Source organism: Acidovorax sp. GW821-FHT10A04 (assembly GCF_059415825.1).
Genome location: NZ_JBWKNZ010000004.1, coordinates 164,477 through 189,115 on the forward strand (window position 1 = coordinate 164,477; position 24,639 = coordinate 189,115).

Genomic DNA, 24,639 nt, shown 5'->3' on the forward strand with positions numbered 1-24,639 from the left:
ATTTCTCCTTCCCCAAAAAGCAATCCCGCCCCACCCCACTGAGAGACTCTCCATGGCAAAAGACTTCGATTCGATGGAAGACAGCAACCGCTCGGCCAACCCGAGCATCCACGAGGTGTCGGCGCTGCGCCGCCGCACCCTGCTCGGCGGCGGCTTGGCATCGGCCGTCGGAGGCTTGCTGGCGCCGCTGGCTGCCGTGTCGCTGCCCGGTTGCGCAAGCGGCACCAGCATCCCCAGCGGCCCGCTGCTGGGTTTCAAGAGCGTGCCCATCGGCACGGCCGACCGCATCGTCGTGCCCGAGGGCTATGTGACCCAGATCATCGCGCCCTGGGGCGACCCGGTGGGCCTGTCGGGCGAGAACCCGGCCTTCAAGGAAGACGGCTCCAACACCGCCGCCGAGCAGGAAGCGCAGCTCGGCATGCACCACGACGGCATCCACTTCTATGCGCAGGAGGGCAGCCGCCAGGGTCTGCTGGTGATGAACCATGAGTACACCGACGACGGCCTGCTGCATGCCGACGGCATGAAGACCTGGACCGCCGAGAAGGTGCGCAAGTCCCAGGCCGCACACGGCGTCTCGGTCATCGAGGTGGAACAGAAGGCCGATGGCCAGTGGGACATCGTGCGCCCCTCGCCCTGGGCCCGCCGCATCACGGCACGCACGCCCATGGCGTTTGGCGGCCCGGCCGCCGGCCACCCCATGCTGCGCACGGCCGCCGACCCCGAGGGCATGCGCCCGCTGGGCACCATGAACAACTGCGCCAGCGGCATCACGCCCTGGGGCACCTACCTGACCTGCGAAGAAAACTTCATCAACTACTTCAAGGGCCCCGATGCCCCCAACGCCCACGAAACCCGCTGGGGCCTGCGCAAGGGCGAGCCCGCCGGCTACCGCTGGGCCGAACACGATGCGCGTTTCGACGCCACGAAGAACCCCAACGAGCCCAACCGCTTCGGCTGGATCGTGGAGATCGACCCGTTCAACGCCAGCTCCACCCCCGTCAAGCGCACGGCCCTGGGCCGCGCCGCGCACGAAGGCGCCACGGTGGCCGTGACCAAGGACGGCCGCGCCGTGGTCTATTCGGGCGAGGACTCGCGCTTCGAGTACATCTACAAGTTCGTGAGCCGTGACAAGATCCGCAAGGGCGGCGCCCGCGAGAACGCCGAGCTGCTCGACCATGGCACGCTGTACGTCGCCAGGTTCAATGCCGATGGCAGCGGCCAGTGGCTGGCCCTCACCCATGGCCAGGGCCCGCTGACGGCCGCCAACGGCTTTGCCGATGCCGGTGAGGTGCTGATCAAGACGCGCCAGGCCAGCGACCTGCTGGGCGCCACCAAGATGGACCGCCCCGAGTGGATCGCCATCGGCAAGGACGGCTCCGTCTACTGCACGCTGACCAACAACAGCAACCGCGGCACGGCCGGCCAGCCTGGCGTGGATGCCGCCAACCCGCGTGCCAACAACAGCATGGGCAACATCATCCGCTGGAAGGAAGCCGGGGATTTCGATGGCGCGCGCTTCCAGTGGGACCACTTCATCCTGGCCGGCGACCCGGCCAATGAGCGTGCCGATGCCAAGGGCAGTGTCAGGGGCGACATGCTCGCCTGCCCCGATGGCCTGTGGGTCGATGGCCGCGGCGTGCTCTGGGTGCAGACCGACATGTCCACCTCGGCCATGGGCAAGGGCGACCTGGCGCGCATGGGCAACAACGCCATGCTGGCGGCCGATCCGCGCACGGGCGAGATCCGCCGCTTCCTGGTCGGCCCTTCGGGTTGCGAAATCACCGGTGCGACCATGACGCCCGATGGCAAGACCCTGTTCATCAACATCCAGCACCCCGGCGAAAGCCCGAGCGAGCGCAGCGACCCTGCCGAGCCACGCAAGTTCTCCAACTGGCCCGAGCACCGCCCCGCCGGACGCCCGCGCTCGGCCACGGTGGTGATCCGCAAGGCCGATGGCGGCGTGGTGGGGACGTAAGAGAAACACCCCCTGAGGCGCCTCGCGCCTTCACCCTTCCCTCCTATTGCTTCGCAATCTGGGAGGGGGACGCCCCTCGGTGCACGCAAGCCAAGCGCCGCATGCGCAGCTTGGCGGCCCTTGCACGGGGGCACTGGCTTGGCCCGCGCCGGTTTCTTGCGTAGCGCGCACGGAGATGGATAGCCGAAAAGGAAAAGGGGCGAGGCAGCGTCGTTGCTGCAGCGCCCCGTTCGGAACCGCGGCCTTTGAAGGCCTCAGGCGAGATAGGCGAGGTCCCGGACGTCCGAGCGCAGAGTGGCGCGGTCCGGGTCGCGTATCGGCAGGCTGGACAGGATTTCCAGCCGGCGGCGCAGCGACATCAGCATCGCATTCGCGGCCTTGAGCGGGTCCTCTTCGCCGGTGGCCCCGCCCACGAGGTCCGGATAGGCCCACAGGGCCGTGTCCGGTTGGCCGGCCCAGCGCGGGGTCATGCCCTGCACACCCTCGTCCATGGTGATAACGAAATCCGCCCTCTGTGCGCCTGGGCGGGCAAATTCGTTCCATTCGTACTGCCGGTCGTGCCGCAAAGCAATGCCTGCGGTGTCGATGGCCTGCAAGGCAAGCTCATGCGGGCCGGGGGCCAACAGGCCGGGCCGGCCGCAGGAGTAGGCCCGAAAGCGCCCCTTGCTCACGTGCTCCAGGCACGCCCTTGCGAGGACACTGCGCAGCGAATTGCGCTGCGAGACAAAAATGACCATGTGAACATCTGACATTCGGCCTCCAGAATTCCACGCAGCCTTCGGGCCGCGCCGGGGAGTGGACAAGGTGTTTCATTGTGTAATCGCGCTGTGGCAAAACAATGACCAAGGACGACCAGCGCCAAGGGCGCCTTTCCAGCTACTGGGGCCGCACAAGTTCGCGGATGGACTGGTAGTCCGCGTCCGAGGTCGGCACGAAGCGCCGGCCGCCCAGTTCGTTGAACATGGGCTGCAGCGCAGGCCCTGCGCTGAAAAAGACGCTGCGCACCTTCTCCACGATGGCGGGGCACAAGGTGCTGCGGTACACGAAGGGGTCGTTCGGTATGGGGGGCGACTGCCACAGCAGCGCAAACTCCTTGGCGGAGCCCGGCTTTTGCTGGCCATACTCATCCATCCGCCGACTGGAGACGAACGCGGCATGGACCAGGCCCTTGTGCACCGCCTCCACCGCGCGCAGGTGCGAGCCCGCGTAGGTGACCCGGCTGAAGTACTTCTCCATGGGCTGGCCCGTCAGCTTCATCACCGCCTGCATGGGCAGCAAGGCACCCGAGGTGCTCACAGGGTCCGTGAGGCTGAGGGTCTTGTCCCGAAGGTCCTTGATCGACCTGAACCCGCTGTCTGCCCGCACCACCAGAACCGCACGGTAGGTTCCCGGGGCCGCGGCGTCTGCCTGCAGCCCGCGCGAGAGCGTGGCAAAGGCAGTGACCGGGGAGCCGCGCTCCATGAGCAGGGCATAGGATGCGGGGCCCAGCTCGGCCAGATCGACGTTGCCGGAGTGCAGGCCTTCGACCACGGCCCCATAGGAGTTGCTGCGCGCGACCTCCACCCGCTTTTGCAGCACGCGCTCCAGTTCCTTCATCAGGGGGCGCATGGTCTGCTGCTGCTGCGCACCGTCGGACTTGGGGATGGATGCGAAGCGCAACACGGCGGGATCATCGCAGCCCTGCGCCCTGGTGGAGAAGGCGCCACAGGCGGCCAGGAAGAGCACTGCCAGCTTCGAGAGGATGGGTGTCATGGTTCGGGCACGATGGTCGGTTGGTTCATCAGGCGCAGTGCATCGTCGGCCGGCACCGGGCGGCTCAGGTAGTAGCCCTGCACCTCGTCGCAACCCGCGGTCTTGAGCTGGACGAGCTGGTCGAGCAGCTCGACGCCTTCGGCGATGACCCGCATGCCCAGGCTGTGCGCCAGCGTGATGATGGAGGTCACGATCACGCCGACCTCCTTGCTGGTGCGGATGTCGTTGATGAAGGAGCGGTCGATCTTCAGGCTGCTGATGGGCAGATGGCGCACCTGGCTCAGGTTGGAAAAGCCGCTGCCGAAGTCGTCGAGACCGACCACCACGCCCATGTGCTGCAGCTCTTCGAGCACCTGGATGGCCATGACCAGCGAGCTCTCGGTGATCTCGATCTCGATGTCGCCCGCCCCCAGCCCGTGTGCGAAGAGCAGTTCGGCCATGCGCCGGGGAAGCCCGGCGTCGCGCAACTGGCGCGGGGACAGGTTGAACGCGAGCGGCACCACCTGTACGCCCTGCTGCCGCCACAGGGCCTGCTGGGCGCAGCAGGCCTGCATGACCCAGTTGCCCAGCGGCAGGACCAGGCCCGACTCCTCGGCCAGGGGGATGAAATCCCCGGGAAAGATAAGCCCCAGTTCGGGATGGGCCCAGCGCACCAGTGCTTCGAAACCCACAATGCGGTAATCCGACAGCCGCACCTTGGGCTGGAAATGCAGCACCAACTGGCCCTGCTCGATGGCCTGCGGCAGTTCTTCCTGCAGCCGCAAGGCCCGGTCGGTCTGGGGCCGAAGCGCCGCGTCGTAATACGAGAAGCAGCCGCGTCCCAGGCGCTTGGCGGCATACATGGCAGAGTCGGCATTGCGGCACAGGCTGCTCACGTCGTGCCCGTCGCGCGGGAAGAAGGCGATGCCCATGCTCGGGCTGGTCTGCACCTCATGGCCATCCAGCGCCAGGTAGGGTTGGCTCAGCTGGTGCAGCAGCTTGGTGGCGATGGCGTCCACGGATTCGGCCGAGTCCAGCTCGGTCAGCAGCACGGCGAACTCATCGCCCCCCATGCGGCCCACGATGTCGGCACTGCGCAGGCCGCCCTTGAGCCGCTCCGCCACGGCCTGCAGCAGCCGGTCGCCCACATGGTGTCCCAGCGTGTCGTTGATGGACTTGAAGCGGTCCAGGTCCATGTAGACCAGGGCGTAGTGCTTGCGGCTCCTGCGCGCCACCTCCAGGTGGCTGGCCGCGAGTTCGTTGAACAGGCGCCGGTTGTGCAGCCCCGTGAGGTGGTCGAACGATGCCAGCGCCACGGCCCGCGCCTTTTCCTCTTCAAGCTGCGCGATCAGCGAGCGCTTCTCGCCGTCCGCGCTCACCAGTGCCAGGAACAGCGTTTGCTGGCGCCGAAAACCCCGGGCGAGGCCCCAGGTCGCGATGGCCAGCACCCCGGCCAGCACGGCGATGCTGGCCCAGACGCGGATGCTGCTGCGCACATGGCTGGCCCGGATCTCCGACAGATCCTTGCTCACCACCACGATGAACGGGGCACGCTCCACCTGGCGTGCGCTGGCGATCAGGCCGCCCGCGCCCTGCGTTTCGCCCGCGAGGCTGCCCCCGTCGGCCACCTCCGCCAGCGCGGCGAACTCCTTGAACCTGCGCCGCTGGCGCTGGTGGGTAAGGCCCTCGGCACGGGCCTCGGCCAGTTCCGTGCCATCCAGCCCGAGGATGCGGATGACACCGCTGCGCCCGATGTCGATGTTGCGGTACAGCCCGAGGAAGTACCCCATGTCCAGGGTGATCAGCAGGAACCCCTTGCTGACCCCGTACTCATCGGCAATGGGAAACAGCACCGGCACCGCCCACAGGTTCTCCTGCGCGCGCACCGAGACCAGGACGGTCACGGCCCGCGCGCCCGCGCGGTCGCTGCCCAGCACGATGGACTGCAGCTCCTCGCGCGTGGGCGCATCCGCGCCGGTGGGCGAAGAGCTGTACACGCGCCGCAGCGAGGTGTCGTAGAGCGAGAAATTCAGGAAGATCTGGTCGATGGCCAGCATGCTCACCAGGCGCTGCTCGGCCTCCATGCGGTCCCCGCTGAGCCAGGACTCGGCGGCCACAGCCACCGTGCGCCCCCGGTCCATCACCTGGGTCAGGTTTTCCGAGACGATGGTGGCCAGGCTTTGCTGCTGCGCCTGCGCATTGCTGTCGAGCAACTGCTCTTCCGCCCGCAGGCGCTGCCAGGTCAAAAGGCAGATGAGAAAAACGGCGCACACGGCCAGGGCCATGCTCGCCCAGCGTATGAGCAGCCAGCCGTCCTGCCTGGACAACGCGTGCCGCACCGATTTGCCGGAAGAAGAAAGCTTGCGCACGCAGCGTCGGACCCACTCTAAAGCCCGATTTTCGCAGCGCAGATGCAAGCATTTGTGACAGATCGGTGTCACAAATGGTTATTGCATGCCGACCGGCAGCGGTGCCGCGCCTGGGGCAGAGCAGCGCCGCGCTCAGAAGCTTGCGCGCAACCCCACCGTCACCAGGCCGCCCTTGGCGGCGCGCGAGAGCTTGCCGAAATGGTCGTAGTCCGCAGTGACGGCCAGGTGGCGCGACAGGCCGTACTCCAGGCCACCGCCCAGCATCAGCCCGCGCTCGCGCCCGATGGGATTGGCGCTGGCGGACAGCACGTTGTGGCCCGACACCCGCCCCTGGGCGATGCCCGCCCGGGCGTTGATCGCAATCGCGTCGGTCACCGGGATGCGCCCGGTGGCCGCGGCATAGAACACGCGGCCCTTGCCCTGCTGGTGGACCTCGGCCCCGCCCTGGCGCACGCGTTCGCTGAATTGGCCCAGTTGCGCGTAGCCGGCTTCGATCCCGAAGTTCTCGGTGAAGCGCAAGCCGCCATAGAGCTTGATGCCCGTGCCCGACTGGTCCTTGCTGACCACCGGTGCGCCAGGATCGGCCAGCCGGTAGCGCGACATGCCTGCCGCGCCGCCGACGTACAGGCCCGTATGGGGTGCCGGCTCGGCCGCCTGGACAGGGCCGGCCATGGCCGTGCACAGCGCCAGGGGCACGAGGAGCGACGCGATCGATGATTTCTGCATTTCAGGTTTCCTGTTGGTTCATCCGTTGAAAGAAAGTGGCTGGCAGCCCCTGCCACTGGCAGCGGGCTGCGGACCCAGCACCCAGGCAGTGTTCACGGCCCACCTGAACGCGGGCTCGGATTGGCTGAAGACAAGCTGAAGGACCAGCGCGCCTGCTCGCAGATACTTGCCCTTTTGGCTGGCGACACGCTGCGAGGAAAGGCCCATGAGACTGCTGCTGGTGGAAGACGACCTGGACCTGGGCAACGGCATACGCATTGCCCTGGCCGACCAGGGCCTGGATGTGGTCTGGGTGCGGCGCCTGGACGACGCCCGGCGCGAACTCGACAGCGGCCTGTTCGACATGGCCATCCTGGACCTGGGCCTGCCCGATGGCGACGGGCTGGACCTGCTGCTCGCCCAGCGGCGCAACCGGCAGCGCCTGCCGGTGCTGATCCTGAGCGCGCGCGACAGCCTGCACGACCGCCTCAAGGGCCTGGACCACGGGGCGGACGACTACCTCGTCAAGCCCTTCGCGCTGGCCGAACTGCTGTCGCGCGTGCGCGCCCTGGCGCGGCGCAGCTTCGGCTTCGATGACGAAACCCTGCAGCTGCGCGGCCTGGCGCTGCACGAACCGACCCGCCGCGCCAGCGTGGAAGGCCGGCCGGTCGAACTCTCGCGCTGCGAATTCGACCTGCTGGCACTGCTGCTCAAGCGGGTGGACCGCGTGGTCACGCGCCGGCTTCTCGAAGAGCAGGTGCTGCCCGGCGGGCCGGACAACGGCAGCAATGCGCTGGAGGTGCATGTCTCCAACCTGCGCCGCAAGATCGGCCCGGGCTTCATCCGCACCGTGCGCGGCATCGGCTACGTGGTGGACGCCAGGCCCCTGCCCGGCGTTTCGGGGGCCCCGTGATGCGCCGGCTGGTGGCGCGCCTGCGGCGCTCTATGCAGCCCTCGCTGGGCCGGCGCCTGCTGCTGGCGCAGATGGCGGTGCTGACCGCCCTGTGGACGGTCCTCATGGCGGCGCTGCTGTTTACCGCCCATGGCGACAACGACCTGCTGAACAGCGAGCCCGTCTACGGCCTGGCGCTGTCGATCGCCGACCACCTCGCCGATGCATCACAGCGGCAGGCCGAGGGCCTCAAGGCCTTCGACCGCGCCCTGCGTTCGGAGTATGGCGATGGCGTGGAGGACGGCAGCTTCGCCCCGGTGCTCTTCGTCTGGCACAAGGGCCAGGCCATCTACCGTTCCTCCCCCGACCTGCCGCTGGTGCGCAACCGGCAGCTGGACACGGTGGAAAACGTGCTGGTGGACGGCAAGACCTGGCGCATGCGCACCAGCCGCTCCACCACGTCCGACACCGAGGTGGCGATTGCCATCCCGGACCTGCCACGCCTGCTCATCACCTTCAACTCGCGCGGCTACTACATCCTGCCGCTGCTCGTGAGCCTGCCCTTCCTGGCCTTCCCGGCCTGGTGGTCGGTGCGCGCGGCGCTGCGACCCTGGCGGCGCGTGAGCGAAGAGATCGCCACCCGCGGGCCCGGCGACCTGGCGCCCCTCTCGTTCCAGCCGCGCCATGCCGAGCTCAAGCCCTTCCTGCGCAGCATCAACACCCTGCTGGCACGCGTACAGGGCAGTGCAGCCCGCGAACGCAGCCTGATCGCCGATGCCGCCCACGAACTGCGCACGCCGCTGGCGGCCATGCGGGTCAACGTGGAGGCTTTGCACCAGCAGTCCACCGACCCGCGCCAGCGCGAGCTCATGCAGAGCCTGCTGCGCAGCAACCAGCGCGCCACCCGCATGGTCGGGCAGCTGCTGCAGCTCATGCGCGCCGATGCCACCGCCGACGCCGCCACGCCCGGGCCACTGCGCCTGGACGCCCTGGTGCAGGACCGCCTGGCCGAGCTCGCCGGCCTGGCCGCCGAGGCCGGCGTGGAGCTGGAGCTCGCGCAGTCCCCGGCAGTGACCGTGCTGGGCGAGCGTGAAAGCCTGGCGTCCATGCTCGACAACCTGGTGGACAACGCCGTCAAGTACAGCCCGCAGGGAGGCACCGTGTCGGTGCAGCTCCAGATCAAGGGCTCCGAAGCCTGGCTGGAGATGTCCGACGAAGGTCCCGGGATTCCTGCGCAGTGGCGCGAGCGCGTGTTCGACCGCTTCTTTCGCGTGCCCGACCAGGCCCAGAGCGGCAGTGGCCTGGGCCTGGCCATCGTGCAGAACGTGGCGGCACGGCATGGCGGCCATGTCAGCCTGCACGATGGCGCCAGCGGTGGGCTCCAGGTGCGGGTCGCCCTGCCCCTGGCGGGCAGCCCGGCGGCCGGCTGATCCGCCAGCCGCCGGGGCGGCCTCATTCGGCTATCACGCTGTGCGCCCCACTGCTCTGGGCATCGATCTGGGCGCGCGTGAAGGGCAGCTCCACCCATTCGCGCCGGGCAAAGCGCTCGGTCTGGTCGGCAAACCAGGCCGAGCCCGGGTTGGTCGATTGCGAATAGGCCAGCAGGGCCCGGGCGCGCGGCCCCTCGGCCGTGAACCCGACCGACTGCAGGTAGCTGGTACCGTGGATGGCTTCGCGCTGTCCATTGCCGGTGACATCCCAGCTCACCATCATGTTGTACACACCCAGTTCATCACTGCCTCCCGGCACGGGGATGCGCCGCCCGCCCCGTGTCGCGCCCTGGATGTCGCCCCAGCGCTGCCCCGGCACCCAGCCGCGCGCGGCGACGTTGCGCACGGCGGCCTCCATCGCGGTGCGCACCTGCGCCGCCACGGCGGGCTGCTCCACGCGCAGGCCGCGCGGGGTGTGCACCGGGTCGGCAGGGTCGAAGGCCACGCGCCAGACATCCGGCATGGTGCCCAAAAAGGACAACGCGAAGTCCTCCAGGTAGCCGTAGCCGATCCCGGCATAAAGGCCGGCGGTCCGATCCCAGGCCTTGAGCGCCGTGCAGGCCTGCACCAGTTCGGCCGACCCCATGGCAGCCGGGCACAGCGACAACATGTCGTCCAGCACCAGCTCGGCGAGGTGGACGCGGTTGTCCAGCACCATGGCCTGCACCTGGTCCTGCGACACGCGCCGCGTGGGCAGGCCGTTGCGCGGCTGCAGGGCAGCCTGCAGCCAGGCCAGGCCCTGGCGGGTGCGCAGCCCCTGCGGTGTTCCGGCCACGCTCAGCAACGGGGAAAAGCCCGTGAGCGGGGCCTCGGGGTTGGTGAGCCAGGCGCTGTCGTTGGAGTTCTGCACATAGTCGCGCCGTTCCAGCACCGGCAGGGCACGGCCCGCAACGATGCCGGCCTGCGGCGCCGCCGGATCGCGCACCCACTGGCAACGGGCCGTGTCGCCCCGCAGCACGGGGGCCGGCGTACCTTCCAGGGCATCGGCCCGGGCGGGCCGACAGTCCGCCAGCAACTGTTCGGAGACATTCGGCGTGGGCGTTGCGCTCATGAACACGGTGCGCCCGGCGGCATCCGCTGCCAGGGTATTGTTCCAGGGGTTGCCCACGATGCGCAGCACGGCCTCCTTCATCTCGTCGAGCGAACGCGCCTGGTTCATGGCCAGCCATTGGTCGGCCAGCCGGTGGTTGTCCGTGTTGGCGTCGCGCACGGTGTAGGCATGCTGGCGGTCCCAACCCAGCTGGTCATGGACCAGGACCGGCCCGAAGTCGGTGGCGTAGTAGGCATGCTCACGCGCCGCAATGCGCCCATCGGGCTCTCGCACCTCCACGCGCAGCAGCTTGCGTTCCATGGCCTGGCTGCGCCCGTCCACCAGGTAGCGCGTGGGGTCCGCTGGGTCCAGGTGCAGTTGGTGGAAGGTGATGCGCGCCGCCGTGTTGGTGGTGTGCGTCCAGGCGAAATCGCGGGTGAAGCCGATCCCCACCATGGGCAGACCCGGCAGGCTGGCCCCCATCACGTCCATGCGGCCCGGAATGGTCAGGTGCAGCTGGTACATGCGCAGCACGCCGGCCCAGGGGAAGTGCGGGTTGCCGAGCACCAGGCCACGCCCGTTGTCGGTGGCATCGCTGCCCAGCGCGATGGCATTGCTGCCCGTGCCGGGCTTTCGCGCCAGCATCTGCCGCCTGGCCTGCCCGGCCGCTTGCGTGGCCTTGGCGCCGAGCCCGGGCGGAACGGCCTGGGCCAGGAAGGGCGCCATGTCGGCGATTCCGTTGAGCGCCGCGTAGTCGCGCATCAGGCGAACGAGGTCGGTGTCGTCCACGGCACGCACCCAGGCCTGGCCCTTGCAATCCGCTGGCAGGCCTGCGGCCCCGGTTTCGCGCAGGTAGCGGTTGTAGCCTGCGGCAAAGCCCTTGAACAGCGCCTTGACCGGCGCGCTGTAGGCGCCCCAGGCCGCGCGCAGCGGGGCCTCGTCGTTGTGGTAGCGGTAGAACAGGTCGGAGGCGATGTTGTTGGGGAGCGTCCCCTGCCCCGCCTGTGGCGCATCCCCCTCGCCGAAGTAGCGCGAGCGTTCGCCCCGCACGGTGACGAAGTGCTCGGCCAGCAGGCAGAAATTGTCCTGCGCGTAGGCGTAGCCCACGCCGTAGCCGATGCCTTTCTCGTCCTCGGCCTCGATATGGGGGATGCCATGGGCGGTGCGGCGGATCTCGGCCTTGTAGCCGTTGCCGGAAGCGGTGCTGCCCTGTCCGCCACCGCCACACGCGGCCAGCGCCGCCGCGGCACCGATGCCAAGGACCAGCCACCCGGCATGGCGGCGCCCCCGGGCGGGCACTGGAGGCCGGAGATGCAAATGGTGAAGATTCATGTCGTACCTGGTTGGATTCGGCCGCAGCCCCTTGCTGCGGTCTTCCGGCACGATAGGAATGAAGCCTGGGCGCCCGGTGAAGGCTTGCTGAAGGAATGCTGAGCACCGCGGCCCAGCGCGCCCGTTCAGCCGCTTACCGCCGTATAGCGCTTGAGAAAACGCCGTTCATCGGGCGCGTAGCCCTGGGCCGCATAGAACGCATGGGCCGCAGGCCGGTGGTCGCCGCTGGTCACTTCGGCGCGCACACAGCCCTGCCCGGTAAAGAAGCGGTCGGCAGCGGCCACCAGCGCCTCCCCGACCCCGCGGCCCCGCTGCCCGGCATCGACCACCAGCGAGGTGATGCGGCCGATCCGGCCTTCGGCATGGAAAAGCTCGAGCACATGCAGGCTGATGACACCGGCCACACGGCCATCGACCTCGGCCAACAGCACGTTGTCGCCGGCTTGCACGGCCAGGATCGCGAGCTTGCGGACGACCAGCGCCTCGCTGGCCTCGTAGCCCAATTGCCCCATCAGGCCGGCGATGGCCGCAGCGTCGGCCGCCACCGCCGAGCGGATGGACGGCGGCGGCGACTGCGGCTCAGGCATCGGCGTCTTCTTCGAGCCGCCCCACCGTGCGCCGGCGCACCAGCTGCAGCAACTCCCGCACCGTGGCCCGGGCTGCGCCCCGGTGCTGGCGTGCGAAGCGGGCCGCCCGCTCGCTGGCGGCCGCCTGCTGCGCGGGTTCGCGCACCAGTTGCATGGCCTGCGCGACGCCGGCGGTGAGGTCGGGCACGCGCTGCGCCGCTCCAGCGGCACAAGCGAGCTCGGCCGCCTCGGCAAAATTGAAGGTGTGCGGGCCCAGCACCACGGGGCAGCCGCAGGCAGCCGCCTCGATGAGGTTCTGCCCCCCCAGCGGCGCGAAGCTGCCGCCCAGCAGCGCCACGCCGGCCATGCCGTAGTACAGGGCCATCTCGCCGAGCGAGTCGCCCAGCCACACGTCGGCCGGCTCGGGCAGCAGGCTCCAGGTGCTGCGGCGCGACACCGTGAGGCCGGCCGCCTGGAGCTGCTGCTGCACATCGTCGAAGCGCTGCGGATGCCGTGGCACGACCAGCCATTGCACGGGTTGCGCGGCATCCGCGCGCGAGGTGCTCCAGGCGCGAATCGCCTCGAGCCACAGCGCCTCTTCGCCTTCGCGGCTGCTGGCCAGCATGGCCACGGGGCGCATGGCCTGCACGCGCCAGGCACGCCCCAGCTCCAGCTGTGCCACATCGGGCACCACGTCGAACTTGAGGTTGCCGAACACCCCGTGCACCTGGGCGCCGATGGCGTGCAGGCGTTCGGCATCGTCCTCGGTCTGGGCATACACGGCGGTCAGCGCCGCATAGGCCGGGCGCGCCAGGGGCGACACTCGCTTTGCCTTGCGCAGCGAGTGCGCGTTGAAGCGGGCATTGGCCAGCACCAGGGGCACGCCACGCTGGCGGCACGCGGCCACCAGGTTGGGCCAGACCTCGGTCTCCATCAGGATGCCGATGGCCGGGCGAAACTGGCGCAGAAAGCGCAGCACGGCACCCTGCGTGTCCCAGGGCAGCCAGACCTGCACATCGCCCGCCTGCAGCAGCTTTTCACCCTCGGCCCGGCCGGTGGCCGTGCCATGCGTGAGCAGCAGGCGCATGCCGGGCAGCTGCGCGCGCAGCTCGGCCAGCAGGATGGCGGCGGCGCGCGTCTCGCCCAGCGACACGGCGTGGATCCAGACGAACTGGCCCAGCGGATCGGTGCTGCTGTGCAGCACCAGGCTGTCGATGGGCTGGGGGTAGCGGCCAAAGCGCTCGCCCACCGCCACCGCATAACCCGGTTCGGCCGCGGCACGGCGGCGCAGCTTGCGGCGCAGCAGCGGCTGGGCCGCCCAGGTCACCATGGAATACAGGGCGCGCGCGGTGGTCATGCGGTACGCCTCATTGCGCGGGGGCCTCGACCACGCGGCCTTGCCATGCCCCGTCCTCGCGGGAGGCAATGACCAGGCAGGCACCCACGCCAGGCGCTGCCACCACCTGTGCGCCGCCGGGCGCCCAGAAGGCGCTGCGGCCTGCGCAAGCGTAGCCCCCCGTGGGAGCGCCATGGTTGGCCATCAACACGGACATGCCCAGATCGGCGGCATAGCCCTTCAACTGGACCGAATCCTTGGCGTACCCGCCTTCGGAGATCACCGAGCCGCAGGCATACAGGAAGGCGCCCGCATCCAGGGCGGCCCGGGCATGCTCGGGATGCGTGGTGTCGGCACACACGGCCAGCGCCGTGGGCTGGCCCGCCAGCAGGCGCACGTGGACATCTTCACCACCGGCGCTGGCGAACTGCTCTTCACCAGGGTGCAGGTAGCGCTTGCGGTACAGGGCGGCTGCGCCATCGGCACCGAACACCCAGGCACCGATGGCCGGCTTGTCGCCCGCCGCGAGCGAGGCCACGGGCGCCCCGACCACCAGCGCCATGCCGGTGCTGCGAGCGGCCTCACGCAGGGGCGCCAGCACGGCATCGTCGGCGCCGAGCACCAGGCCTGCGGCCAGCGTGGGTTCATAGCCGGTGAGCGACAGCTCGGGGAACACCAGCAGCTGCACGCCGTGGCGCGCGGCTGCGAGCACCATGGACAGGTGCGACTGCACGTTGGCCTGCACATCGCCAGGCACGGATATCGATTGCGCTGCGGCGATGCACAGCACGGGAGACAAGGGGGTAGTCAAGGAGAATGCGTTCGCAAAGATGGAAGTCAGGCCTGGGCTCAGTGGGCGGCGGCGCCCAGTCGGGCGTCGGGCTTGACCTTGTGCAGCATCGCCAGCATGGCCGCCTCGATGCGCGCCAGGGCCTCCTCGGTGTGACCCTCGAAGCGCAGCACCAGCACCGGCGTGGTGTTGCTCGCGCGGATCAGGCCAAAGCCGTCCGGCCAGTCCACGCGCAGCCCGTCGATGGTGTTCACCTGGGCAGGCGCGCTGAAGCTGCCGGCCGCCAGGGCCTGCAGCTCGGCCGTGAGGCGGTGCGGCTCGCCCTCGGCGCAGGAGACGTTGAGTTCGGGCGTCGAGAAACTCGTGGGCAGTGCATTGAGCACGGCGCTCGGATCGGCATGGCGGCTCAGGATCTCGAGCAGGCGGCAGCCGGCGTAGGTGCCGTCGTCGAAACCGTACCAGCGCTCCTTGAAGAAGATGTGGCCGCTCATCTCGCCGCCCAGGGGCGAGTCGAGCTCCTTCATGCGCGCCTTGATCAGGGAGTGCCCGGTCTTGAACATCACCGGCACGCCGCCCGCGGCGGCAATGGCCGGCGCCAGGCGCTGGGTGCACTTGACGTCGAAGAGGATGTTGCCACCGGGCACGCGCGTGAGCACGTCCTGGGCGAACAGCATCATCTGCCGGTCGGGGAAGATGTTGGTGCCATCTCGCGTGACGATGCCCAGGCGGTCGCCGTCGCCATCGAAGGCCAGGCCCAGTTCGGCGTCGCTGCCCTGCAGCGCGGCGATCAGGTCGCGCAGGTTCTCGGGCTTGCTCGGGTCGGGGTGGTGGTTGGGGAAGTTGCCGTCCACCTCGGAAAACAGCTCGATCACCTCGCAGCCCAGGGCACGGAAGATGTCCGGGGCCGTGGCACCGGCAATGCCGTTGCCGCAGTCGACGACGATCTTCAGCGGGCGGGCAAGCTTCACGTCGCCGGTGATGCGCTCGCGGTAGGCGGGCAGCACGTCCACATGGCGCACGCTGCCGCCGGCCGAAAGCTGCCAGCTCTCCTGCTCCATGGTGTGGCGCAGGGACTGGATCTCTTCACCGTAGATGGCGCGGCCAGCCAGCACCATCTTGAAGCCGTTGTAGTCGCGCGGGTTGTGGCTGCCGGTGACCTGGATGCCGCTTTGGCACAGTGTGCTGGCCGCGAAGTACAGCAGCGGCGTGGTGACCATGCCCACATCGATCACTTCCATGCCTGCCTCCACCAGCCCCTGGATCAGCGCGGCCGACATGGCCGGACCGGAGAGGCGGCCATCGCGGCCCACGGCCACGGTGGTCTGGCCTTCGGCGCGGGCGGCCGTGCCGAAGGCACGGCCCAGGCCGAGGGCGACGTCTTCGTTCAGGGTGGTCGGCACGATGCCGCGGATGTCATAGGCTTTGAAAATGGCGGGCGTGGGTTGCACGTGGGGGCCTTTGCGGTGAGCGTTGGAACAGTGCGCTGGATTGTAGGGGGCGCCCCCTGCAGCTCCAGCGAAGCATCGTATACAGATTGCCCGAGGCACATGTCCGAAAACGGCCAGACCGGATGTAGGCGCGGCCTATCATTCCCCCCATGTCCACCCCCCTGCTCTCTCCTGGCCAGCCTTGCACCGCCACCGGCCCGGTGGCGGATGACGAGGGCCGCTACCTGGCACTGCAAGCCCGCGATGCCCGCTTCGACGGCCGTTTCTTCACGGGAGTGACCTCCACCGGCATCTACTGCCGCCCGGTCTGCTCGGTGCGCACACCGCGGCGCGAGAACTGCCGCTTCTTCGCCATGGCGGCCCAGGCCGAGAGCGCGGGATTTCGCCCCTGCCTGCGCTGCCGGCCCGAGCTGGCCCCCCAATCCCTGGCCTGGTCGGTGCAGGACGCCTCGGGCATCCTGGTGCTGCAGGCCGTACGCCTGCTCGATGCCCCCGAAGGCTGGGCCCGGGACAGCCAGGGGGCGACCGTCGCCCGGCTGGCCGAGCGCCTGGGCGTGAGCGACCGGCACCTGCGCCGCATCTTCGAGGCGGCCCTGGGCGTATCGCCGCTGCAGTACCTGCAGACGCGGCGCCTGCTCACGGCCAAGCAGCTGCTGACCGACACCCCCCTGCCCATCACCCAGGTGGCCCTGTCCAGCGGCTTTGGCAGCGTGCGCCGCTTCAATGCGGCGTTTGCAGAGCACTACGGGCTCCAACCGGGCCAGCTGCGCAAGAATGGCAGCGCCCACAGCGCCACCAGCACGGGCACGCTGCGCTTGGCATACCGGCCGCCGCTCGACGTGGCGGCGCTGCTCGCCTTCTTCGAGCGGCGCCGGTTTCTCGGGGTGGAATGGGTGCAACAGGCGGGCGACGGCGCCCCGGCCCTGCGGCGCACGGTGCGCCTGTCCCCGGCCGTGACCGGGGGCGCCGAGGTCACGGGCTGGCTCAGTGCCCGGTTCGACACCGCCCGGCACCAGGTGCTGCTGCAGACCAGCGACAGCCTGTACCCGGTGCTGCCGGTGGTGATTGCCCGGGTGCGCGCCATGCTGGACCTGGACGCCGACCCCGGCGCCATCAATGCCGTGCTGCACGAACGCTTTCCCGAGGGCGACGGCCTGCGCGTCCCCGGTGCCTTCGATGGCTTCGAGCTGGCCGTGCGCGCCGTGCTGGGCCAGCAGATCACGGTGGCCGCGGCCCGCACCCTTGGGCAGCGCCTGGTGGAACGCCTGGGCGAGCCCATCGAAACACCGTGGCCCGAGCTCACCCGGCTGTTCCCGCCACCCTCGGTGCTGGCGCGTGCCGAAGGCGAGGTGCTGGGCCAGATGGGCATCGTGCGCCAGCGCCAGGCGGCCATCGTGGCATTGGCGCAGGCGGTAGACAGCGGCGCCCTGCCACTGCACGCGGGTGCCGACGTGGCCGGCACCACGGCCGCCCTGTGCGCCCTGCCCGGCATCGGCGACTGGACGGCCCAATACATCGCCATGCGCGTGCTGCGCTGGCCCGACGCCTTCCCGGCGGGGGACGTGGCGTTGCACAAGGCCCTGGGCGTGCAGGGCCAGAAGAACCCGGCCCGCGCCGCCACCGAGGCCTCGGCCGCCTGGCGCCCGTGGCGCAGCTATGCCGTGCTGCGGGCCTGGGCCGAACTGCCCGTGCCCGGGGCTGCGGCCCTGGCCCCCAGTGCCCCCAGTGCCTGACACGGCGGCGGCCACCTGCCTATCTATATAGAGAGAGCACCCCTTCCATGCAATTCCATCCCGCCACGGTGCAATCGCGCGCCACCTCCCCGCTCGGCGCCGTGCGTCTGGCGGCATCTCCTCAGGGCCTGGTCGGCCTGTGGTTCGACGGCCAGCGGCACCAGCCCACGCCCCTGCTCGATGGCCCCGGCGCCTGGCCCGAGGTGGCCGGCCATTCCCTGATGCAGGAGGCCGCGGGCCAGTTGCAGCAGTTCCTGCGCAGCGAGCGCCGCGCGTTCGACCTGCCGCTGGACCTGTCGGGCGGCACCACGTTCCAGCAGGAAGTCTGGCGCGCGCTGCTGGCCATCGGCTGCGGCGCCACCTCCACCTATGGTGACCTGAGCCGCGGGCTGGGCCGGCCGCGCGCGGTGCGCGCCGTGGGGGCCGCCGTGGGGCGCAACCCGATCAGCGTGGTCGTGCCCTGCCACCGGGTGCTGGGTGCCGATGGCAGCCTGACCGGCTATGCCGGTGGCCTGGACCGCAAGGGCGCCTTGCTGGCCATCGAGGGCGCACAGCCCCGAACCCTGGATCTGCTGGCGGCCTGAGGGGCTGGCAGGCCCGCGGCCACCAAGGGTCCATCATCGCGACGGGCCCCCTGTTGTCAATCGGGCTTGTCAGGACCCGCACCCCGGCACGGGAGCCCATGGATCGGCCCTAAACTCTGCGCATGGGCCTTGCGTCGGTTTTTCATCTGCTTACAAGCGTTACAGCGCCGGTCTGGCCACGCGCTGCATGCGCAGCCCAGCATTCGCACGCACAGGGGGCCGGCCGCGGGCACCATGGCGCATAACACCTTGCTGGCAGGCAGCCTGCTGTTGCTGCTGACCGTCCTGGGCCTGGCGCTGTTGCCACCCCGGGAGGTGCTGGCTCCTTCACGGCGCACCGAGTGGCTGGCCGGCCTGGCGGGGGGCCTGGTGTCGGCAGCCATGCTGGCCGTGCTCAACTTCCAGGCAAGCGGCACCGCCTTGGTGGCCTACCCCACGGCCACCGCCTTCGTGGCGCTGTGCTTCGGCGTAAGCGCCACCGCCCTCTGCGCCGGCCTGGCTTTTCTCGCCGCCACCTGGATCCAGGGCTCGCCCTCGCTCGCCGGGGCGCTGGTCCTGGCGGGCGCCTGGGCCTGCGGGGCGCTGTGGCGGCAGGTGGCACTCCACCGGCACAAGCGCAACTGGCCGGAGATGCTGGGCCTGGCGCTGAGTCTGCCGGTGGTGAGCGGCCTGGTGCTCACCGCAGTCAGTGCCCAGGCAGAGAGCCCGGATCTGGTGACCTGGTGGGAAAACCTTCCCTGGCAGCATGGAACCGGCATCCTGGTACTGGGGGGCTGCCGCCTGCTGCTGATCAGCAAGGCCCAGTCGATGGACTCGATGGAGTCGGCCCACCGGGCACTGGGCCAGCGTGAGCAACAGCTGCGCATGGCCCTGGACTCCCTGAACGGCGGGCGCTGGGAGTGGGACGTGGACACGCGCCAGTTCCGCTGCGAAGGCGGGTTCTACGCACAGTTCGGCCTAGGCGACGACGCGCTCAAGGCCCCTGGCCTGTGGCAGCGCTGGTACGACCTGCGCCACCCCGTCGACCGGGACCGCAATGCCGCCAGGCTCGCCCGCGCCATGGATGGGCTCGAAGACACCTACGAGGCCGAGTTCCGCGTGCTCGATACCACCGGGCGCTGGCGCTGGCTCATGTCGCGCGGCATGGTGTCCTTGCGCGATGCCAGCGGCAAGCCGCTGCGCCTGATCGGCATGGACGTGGACATCTCCGCCCACCGCGAGGCCCAGCAGGCGCTGCGCGACTCCGAGGCCAAGTACACCTCGTTCTACCAGACGCTGCCCGATCCGGCGGGCATCAGCCGTATCTCGGACGGCCGCTACGTCGACGTGAACCCGGCTTTCTGCGAGATGTTCGGCCTGGCACATGACCAGGTGGCGGGCCGTACCTCGACCGACCTCAGGATCTGGGCCAGCGACGAGGAGCGCCAGCGCCTGCTGGACACCTACCAGCGCCACGGCAAGGTGGACCGCCTGCCCCTGGTGGCGCAGCGGCGCGGCGTGCGCATCCCGGGGCTGATGTCGGCACGCTCCGTGCTTGTGGATGGTGAAAACTGTTTCGTCTTCGTTTTCCACGACATGACCGAAGCCCAACGCACCAGCGACGAACTGCGCGCCCTCAACAGCCTGCTGCAGCAGGCTGGCCGGTTGGCGCGCCTGGGCGCCTGGGAGGACGTGCGCGGCAAGGGCCTGGTCTACTGGTCGGACGTGTGCTTTGACATCCACGGCATGCCGCCCGGCTCGCCCCTGCCCACCGACTACATCGACCGCATGGTGGCGCCCGCCTACCGCGAGACGCTGCGCAACCACTTTCGCGCCAGCATCCTCGATCGCGCCGAGTGGAGCCTGGAGCTGGAGGTGGTCCACGCCGATGGGCACCTGCTGTGGGTGCGCGCCCGGGGCGAGCCCGTCATCGAGAACGGCCGCGTGACGCGCGTGCGCGGGGTCATGCAGGACATCGACGAGGCCAAGCGCGCCACCGAGCGCCTGCGCCAGTCCGAAGAGCGCTTTTCGCGCATCTTCCAGCTCATGCCGTTTCCCATGGGCCTGTCGCGCCGCAGCGATGGGCAGTACCTGGACGTGAACCCGGCCTGGGAAACCTTGCTGGGCATACCGCGCGCCGAGGCCGTGGGCCGCACGGCGGTGCAACTGGGCATCTTCACCCAGGAGGAGCGCCAGCGGCTGATACAGGCCTTTGAACGGACCGACCCGCAGGCCAGCCACGAGGTGACGCTCAACGGCCGCCCCGGCACCCGGCTGACGGTGCTGCAGTCCATGCGCGCCATCGATTTCGACGGCGAGCCCTGCTGGCTGTTCTCGGTGCACGACATCACCGACCGCAAGCGCCAGGAAGAGCAGGTGCGCGAACGCGAGGAACTGCTGTCGCTGACCATCTCGGCCGCCTCCCTGGGCCTGTGGGACTGGGACATGGAGCGCGGCACCATCACCGGCGACAGCCGCTGGGCCTCCATGCAGGGCCGCACGCCAGGGCCCATCGCCCAGACCTCGGTGCGCTGGACCAGCGCGGTGGCGGCGGACGACATCGACCGCATCACGGCCGAAGTGGCGCGCCACGCGGCGCGGCCCGCCACGCCGTTCGACGCCACCTGGAAGGTGCCCGCCCCCCACGAGGGCACGCGCTGGGTGCGCAACCTGGGCAAGATCGTGAGCTTCGGCGCGGGCGGCGAGCCCCTGCGCATGCTGGGCGTGGCGCTCGATGTGACGCCCCAGCGCGAGCAGGAGGTGCTGCTGCAGAAGCTGGCGCACTTCGACGCCCTCACCGGCCTGCCCAACCGCGTGCTGCTGGCACGCAGGCTGCAGGAGTGCCTGGACCAGGCGCGCGAGCGCGGCACCCAGCTCGGCGTGGGCTACCTCGACCTCGACGGCTTCAAGCCCGTGAACGACCGCCTGGGCCACGGCGCGGGCGACCGCCTGCTGGTGATGGTGGCAGGCCGGCTCTCGCGCGCCCTGCGCCCAGGCGACAGCGTGGCCCGCCTTGGGGGGGACGAGTTCGTGATGCTGCTGCCCGACCTGGCCGACACCGCCGAATGCGAACGCATGCTCTCCCGGGTGATGGAGAACATCTCCGCCCCCTACGCGCTGGACACCGAGCGCGTGGTCGTCACGGCCAGCATCGGCTACACCGTGTTCCCGCTGGACGAGGCCGATGCCGACACCCTGCTGCGCCATGCCGACCAGGCCATGTATGCCGCCAAGCAGGCCGGGCGCAACCGCTTCCACCAGTTCGATGCCGCGCAGGAGCGGGCCCTGGTGGCGCAGCGCGAGCAGGGCAAGCACCTGCAGGAGGCGATTGCCGGCGCTCAGTTCATCCTGCACCTGCAACCCAAGGTGGACATGCGCAGCGGCGCCGTGGTGGGCGCCGAAGTCCTGGCCCGCTGGCAGCACCCCGAGCGCGGCCTGCTGCCGCCCGGGGCCTTCCTGCCGCTGCTGGAGGGCACCGAGCTCGAGATCGGTTTCGGCCAATGGGTGGTCGGCGCGGCCCTGGACCTTCTCCGGCGCCTGAACGGCCAGGGCCTGGCCCTGCCGCTGAGCATCAACATCTCGGCCCTGCACCTTCAGCACCCCGGCTTTGCCGACTGGATGGCCCAGATGCTGGCCGGGCGCCCCGACATCGATGCGCGCCAGGTCGAGATCGAGATCACCGAGAGCGCCGCGCTCTACGACATCAGCGCCGTGGCCGCCACGCTGACGCGCCTGCGCGAACTGGGCGTGAGCGTTGCGCTGGACGACTTCGGCACCGGCTATTCATCGCTGACCTACCTGCGCCGCCTGCCCATGGACACACTCAAGATCGACCAGAGCTTCGTGCACGGCATGATGGGCGACCCCGGCGACCTGGCCATCGTGCAGGGCGTGATCGGCCTGGCCCGCTCCTTCGGCTACCGTGTGATCGCCGAGGGGGTGGAAACCATCGAGCAAGGCCAGATGCTGCAGCAACTGGGCTGCGCCCAGGCCCAGGGCTATTGCATCGCCCGGCCCATGGCGCTGGAGGCGTTCGTGGAATGGGCCGGCCAGTGGCAGGCGCCCCCGGGTTGGCAGCGGCAACGGCCGCACTGAGCTGTCGCCACCGCACGCGGCACGGCGCGCCCCAGGCAGCCAGGCCATCGGTGGCACACTGCGGCCCTTTGTTCTTCCATGCCTTGAGCGCCATGCCCCTGGAAACCACCCTGCACTACCACCCCGACCTGGTCCGCCATGCCGTGTTTTGCTTCTGGCGCCGCTCGACGGGCCGGCGCACGCTGCTGATCAGCGCGGCGCTGGCCATCTGGTTCGGGGTGCTGCTGGCGCGTGGCGACCGGTCCTGGCAGATCGGCGTCACCGGCGCGGCCGTGGCCATCAGCCTGCTGGTGTGCGCCAGCGTCTATGCCGTGCACCACCGCAATGCCATGGGCAAGCTGCGCGACATGGGCGGCACGCCCCAGGCCACGCTGCGGGCAGACCAGGACAGCTTCACGCTCGCCTCGCCTGCGGGCCTGGCCACCCTGCCCTGGAGCAGCGTGACGCAGGTCTGGCAATTCGAGCGCGTCTGGCTGCTGCTGTTCTCGCCCGCGCAGTTCAGTACCCTGCCGGTGGCCGACCTGCCGCCCGAGATGCAGTACCTCATCGAGGCCAGCGTGCGCGCTGCCGGTGGCAAGGTCCACCGGCTCTGAAGCGAGCTACCCGCTCTATCCCACCAACTCCCGCACCTGCTGCAGCGCGGCCGGGTCTTCCATGGTGGTCAGGTCACCCGGGTCGCGGCGCTCGGCCACGGCCTGCAGGGCGCGGCGCAGCAGCTTGCCGCTGCGCGTCTTGGGCAGCACGGTGACGAAGTGCACGCGCGACGGCCGGGCCACGGCGCCGAGCTGCTGGTCCACGCGCTGCATGACCTCGCCCTCGAGCTTCAGGCGCGCAGCCGGGTCGTCGAGCCCGCTGGCGTCGCGCGCCACCGCGAAGGCCATGGCCACCTGGCCCTTGAGCGCATCGGCCACGCCCACCACCGCCACTTCGGCGATATTCGGGTGCGAGGCGATGCTCTCCTCGATCTCGCGCGTGCCCAGGCGGTGGCCTGCCACGTTGATCACGTCGTCGGTGCGGCCCAGGATGAAGTGGTAGCCATCGGCATCGCGGATGCCCCAGTCGAAGGTGCTGTAGATCAGCTTACCCGGGATGCTCTTCCAGTAGGTGTTGACGAAGCGTTCGTCGTCGCGCCACACGGTCTGCATGCAGCCGGGCGGCAGCGGCCCCTCTATGGCGACCACACCCTTCTGGTTGGCACCGGTCAACTCTTCGCCGGTCGATTCGTCGATCAACTTCACGGCATAGCCGTACATGGCCTTGCCCGGGCTGCCGAAGCGCGTGGTCTGCGGCTCGATGCCATTGGCCAGCGTGAGGATGGGCCAGCCGGTCTCGGTCTGCCAGTAGTTGTCGATGATGGGTACCTGCAGCGCATCGCTGATCCATTGCGCAGTGGGCTCGTCCAACGGCTCGCCGGCCAGCCACAGGGCCTTGAGGCTTGATACGTCGTACTTGCGCAGCCAGCTCGCGTCCTGCTTCTTGAGCACGCGCACGGCCGTGGGCGCCGAGAACATGTGCGTGACCTGGTACTTCTCGACAATGCTCCACCACACGCCGGCATCGGGCCGGATCGGCAGGCCCTCGTACATGATGGTCGTCATGCCTGCGATCAGCGGGCCATAGACGATGTAGCTGTGCCCCACCACCCAGCCGATGTCGCTGGTGGCAAAGTAGGTGTCGCCCGGCTTCGCGTCGAAGATGTGCTGCATGCTGGCCGCCAGCGCCACCGCATAGCCACCGGTGTCGCGCTGCACGCCCTTGGGCTTGCCGGTGGTGCCGCTGGTGTACAAGGTGTAGCTCGGGTGGGTGGATTCCACCCATTCACAAGGCACCACGGCAGCGAGGTGCTGCGCGCGCAGGGCCGCCCAATCGTGGTCACGGCCCGGGTGCAGCTGCATGGGCGCCAGGCCCCGGTTGACCATGAGCACGGCTGCCGGCTTGTGGCGCGACTGGACGATGGCCTCGTCGAGCAGCGGCTTGTAGGGCACGACCTTGCCACCGCGCGAACCGGCGTCGGCGCTGACCACGGCCACGGGCTCGGCGTCCTCGATGCGCGAGGCCAGCGAGCCCGAGGCAAAACCGCCGAACACCACCGAGTGCAGCGCACCGATGCGTGCGCAGGCCAGCATGGCAAACGCCGCCTCGGCCACCATCGGCATGTAGATGAGCACGCGGTCGCCCTTCTTCACCCCCAGGGAGAGCAGCACGGCGGCCATGCGCTGCACCTCGGCATGCAGCTCGGCAAAGCTGTAGCTGCGCTCGCTGTCGGTCTCGGTGGAAATGGCCACCAGCGCGGGCTGATCGGCGCGCTCGGCCAGGTGCCGGTCCACCGCGTTGTGGCACAGATTGGTGGTGCCGCCCACATACCAGCGCGCAAACGGCGGGTTGCTGTAGTCGCAGATCTGCTGCGGGGGCGTCTGCCAGTCGATGAGTTTCGCCTGCCCGGCCCAGAAGGCATCAGGCTGCTCGATGGAATGGCGGTAGAAATCTGCGTAGCGCGTCATGGTGTGTCTCCAGCATCTCGTGTGCACTCCTCGGCCGGGGTGCATTTCTGAATTCATAATTATTCATGACGGGCTTGCTG

Annotated in this window: 17 protein-coding genes; 7 read left to right on the forward strand and 10 right to left on the reverse strand. The window is 69.6% G+C overall.

Annotation, left to right across the window (positions count from 1 at the left end; all coding sequences use genetic code 11):
* The first annotated feature begins 52 nt into the window (after window positions 1-52).
* Complete coding sequence (locus tag AC07PF_RS10945; RefSeq protein ID WP_494611845.1) at window positions 53-1,978, forward strand: PhoX family protein; 1,926 nt, start codon at window positions 53-55, stop codon at window positions 1,976-1,978.
* Between the two features lie 254 nt (window positions 1,979-2,232).
* Here the strand turns inward: AC07PF_RS10945 and AC07PF_RS10950 are convergent, their stop codons facing one another.
* From AC07PF_RS10950 to AC07PF_RS10965, 4 genes are all read right to left on the reverse strand, one after another.
* Window positions 2,233-2,715, reverse strand: coding sequence for an arsenate-mycothiol transferase ArsC (locus AC07PF_RS10950; RefSeq protein ID WP_494611846.1), 483 nt, complete (start codon window positions 2,713-2,715; stop codon window positions 2,233-2,235).
* A 139-nt stretch (window positions 2,716-2,854) separates the two neighbouring features.
* Window positions 2,855-3,730 carry a phosphate/phosphite/phosphonate ABC transporter substrate-binding protein gene (locus AC07PF_RS10955; protein ID WP_494611847.1) on the reverse strand — a complete coding sequence of 292 codons (876 nt, stop codon included), beginning with the start codon at window positions 3,728-3,730 and terminating at the stop codon, window positions 2,855-2,857.
* Window positions 3,727-5,955: a putative bifunctional diguanylate cyclase/phosphodiesterase gene (locus AC07PF_RS10960; protein WP_494611848.1), complete on the reverse strand. Its 2,229-nt coding sequence runs from the start codon at window positions 5,953-5,955 to the stop codon at window positions 3,727-3,729. The genes AC07PF_RS10955 and AC07PF_RS10960 overlap by 4 nt, the downstream gene beginning before the upstream one ends.
* Before the next feature lie 255 nt (window positions 5,956-6,210).
* Window positions 6,211-6,804: an outer membrane beta-barrel protein gene (locus tag AC07PF_RS10965; protein WP_494611849.1), complete on the reverse strand. Its 594-nt coding sequence runs from the start codon at window positions 6,802-6,804 to the stop codon at window positions 6,211-6,213.
* Between the two features lie 205 nt (window positions 6,805-7,009).
* On the opposite strand from AC07PF_RS10965, the gene AC07PF_RS10970 reads away from it, so the two are divergent.
* Both AC07PF_RS10970 and AC07PF_RS10975 read left to right on the forward strand, forming a co-directional pair.
* Window positions 7,010-7,696, forward strand: a complete 687-nt coding sequence (locus AC07PF_RS10970; RefSeq protein WP_494611850.1) for a response regulator — start codon at window positions 7,010-7,012, stop codon at window positions 7,694-7,696.
* Window positions 7,696-9,105, forward strand: coding sequence for a sensor histidine kinase (locus AC07PF_RS10975; RefSeq protein ID WP_494611851.1), 1,410 nt, complete (start codon window positions 7,696-7,698; stop codon window positions 9,103-9,105). The genes AC07PF_RS10970 and AC07PF_RS10975 overlap by 1 nt, the downstream gene beginning before the upstream one ends.
* Window positions 9,106-9,127: 22 nt before the next feature.
* On the opposite strand, the gene AC07PF_RS10980 is transcribed toward AC07PF_RS10975, so the two are convergent.
* The 5 genes from AC07PF_RS10980 to AC07PF_RS11000 form a co-directional block, all read right to left on the reverse strand.
* On the reverse strand, window positions 9,128-11,527 hold the full coding sequence (locus tag AC07PF_RS10980) for a penicillin acylase family protein (RefSeq protein ID WP_494611852.1): 2,400 nt from the start codon (window positions 11,525-11,527) through the stop codon (window positions 9,128-9,130).
* A gap of 125 nt (window positions 11,528-11,652) precedes the next feature.
* Window positions 11,653-12,114: a GNAT family N-acetyltransferase gene (locus AC07PF_RS10985; RefSeq protein ID WP_494611853.1), complete on the reverse strand. Its 462-nt coding sequence runs from the start codon at window positions 12,112-12,114 to the stop codon at window positions 11,653-11,655.
* Window positions 12,107-13,450 carry a 3-deoxy-D-manno-octulosonic acid transferase gene (locus tag AC07PF_RS10990; protein ID WP_494611854.1) on the reverse strand — a complete coding sequence of 448 codons (1,344 nt, stop codon included), beginning with the start codon at window positions 13,448-13,450 and terminating at the stop codon, window positions 12,107-12,109. The genes AC07PF_RS10985 and AC07PF_RS10990 overlap by 8 nt, the downstream gene beginning before the upstream one ends.
* Window positions 13,451-13,460: 10 nt before the next feature.
* Window positions 13,461-14,240: a carbon-nitrogen hydrolase family protein gene (locus AC07PF_RS10995; protein ID WP_494611855.1), complete on the reverse strand. Its 780-nt coding sequence runs from the start codon at window positions 14,238-14,240 to the stop codon at window positions 13,461-13,463.
* Window positions 14,241-14,278: 38 nt separating this feature from the next.
* Window positions 14,279-15,667, reverse strand: a complete 1,389-nt coding sequence (locus tag AC07PF_RS11000; RefSeq protein ID WP_494611856.1) for a phosphomannomutase/phosphoglucomutase — start codon at window positions 15,665-15,667, stop codon at window positions 14,279-14,281.
* A 149-nt stretch (window positions 15,668-15,816) separates the two neighbouring features.
* Here AC07PF_RS11000 and AC07PF_RS11005 point away from each other — a divergent pair, with 149 nt between their 5' ends.
* The 4 genes from AC07PF_RS11005 (at window position 15,817) to AC07PF_RS11020 (ending at window position 22,651) form a co-directional block, all read left to right on the forward strand.
* Window positions 15,817-17,400 (forward strand): DNA-3-methyladenine glycosylase 2 family protein, encoded by a 1,584-nt coding sequence (locus tag AC07PF_RS11005; protein ID WP_494611857.1) that lies wholly within the window; start codon window positions 15,817-15,819, stop codon window positions 17,398-17,400.
* Window positions 17,401-17,447: 47 nt separating this feature from the next.
* A complete protein-coding gene (locus AC07PF_RS11010) occupies window positions 17,448-17,984 on the forward strand; it encodes a methylated-DNA--[protein]-cysteine S-methyltransferase (protein WP_494611858.1) in 537 nt (178 codons plus the stop codon).
* Between the two features lie 234 nt (window positions 17,985-18,218).
* On the forward strand, window positions 18,219-22,058 hold the full coding sequence (locus AC07PF_RS11015; protein WP_494611859.1) for a sensor domain-containing protein: 3,840 nt from the start codon (window positions 18,219-18,221) through the stop codon (window positions 22,056-22,058).
* Window positions 22,059-22,150: 92 nt separating this feature from the next.
* Window positions 22,151-22,651, forward strand: coding sequence for a YcxB family protein (locus tag AC07PF_RS11020; RefSeq protein WP_494611860.1), 501 nt, complete (start codon window positions 22,151-22,153; stop codon window positions 22,649-22,651).
* Window positions 22,652-22,666: 15 nt separating this feature from the next.
* On the opposite strand, the gene AC07PF_RS11025 is transcribed toward AC07PF_RS11020, so the two are convergent.
* Window positions 22,667-24,604, reverse strand: a complete 1,938-nt coding sequence (locus AC07PF_RS11025) for a propionate--CoA ligase (protein WP_494611861.1) — start codon at window positions 24,602-24,604, stop codon at window positions 22,667-22,669.
* Window positions 24,605-24,639 lie beyond the last annotated feature (35 nt).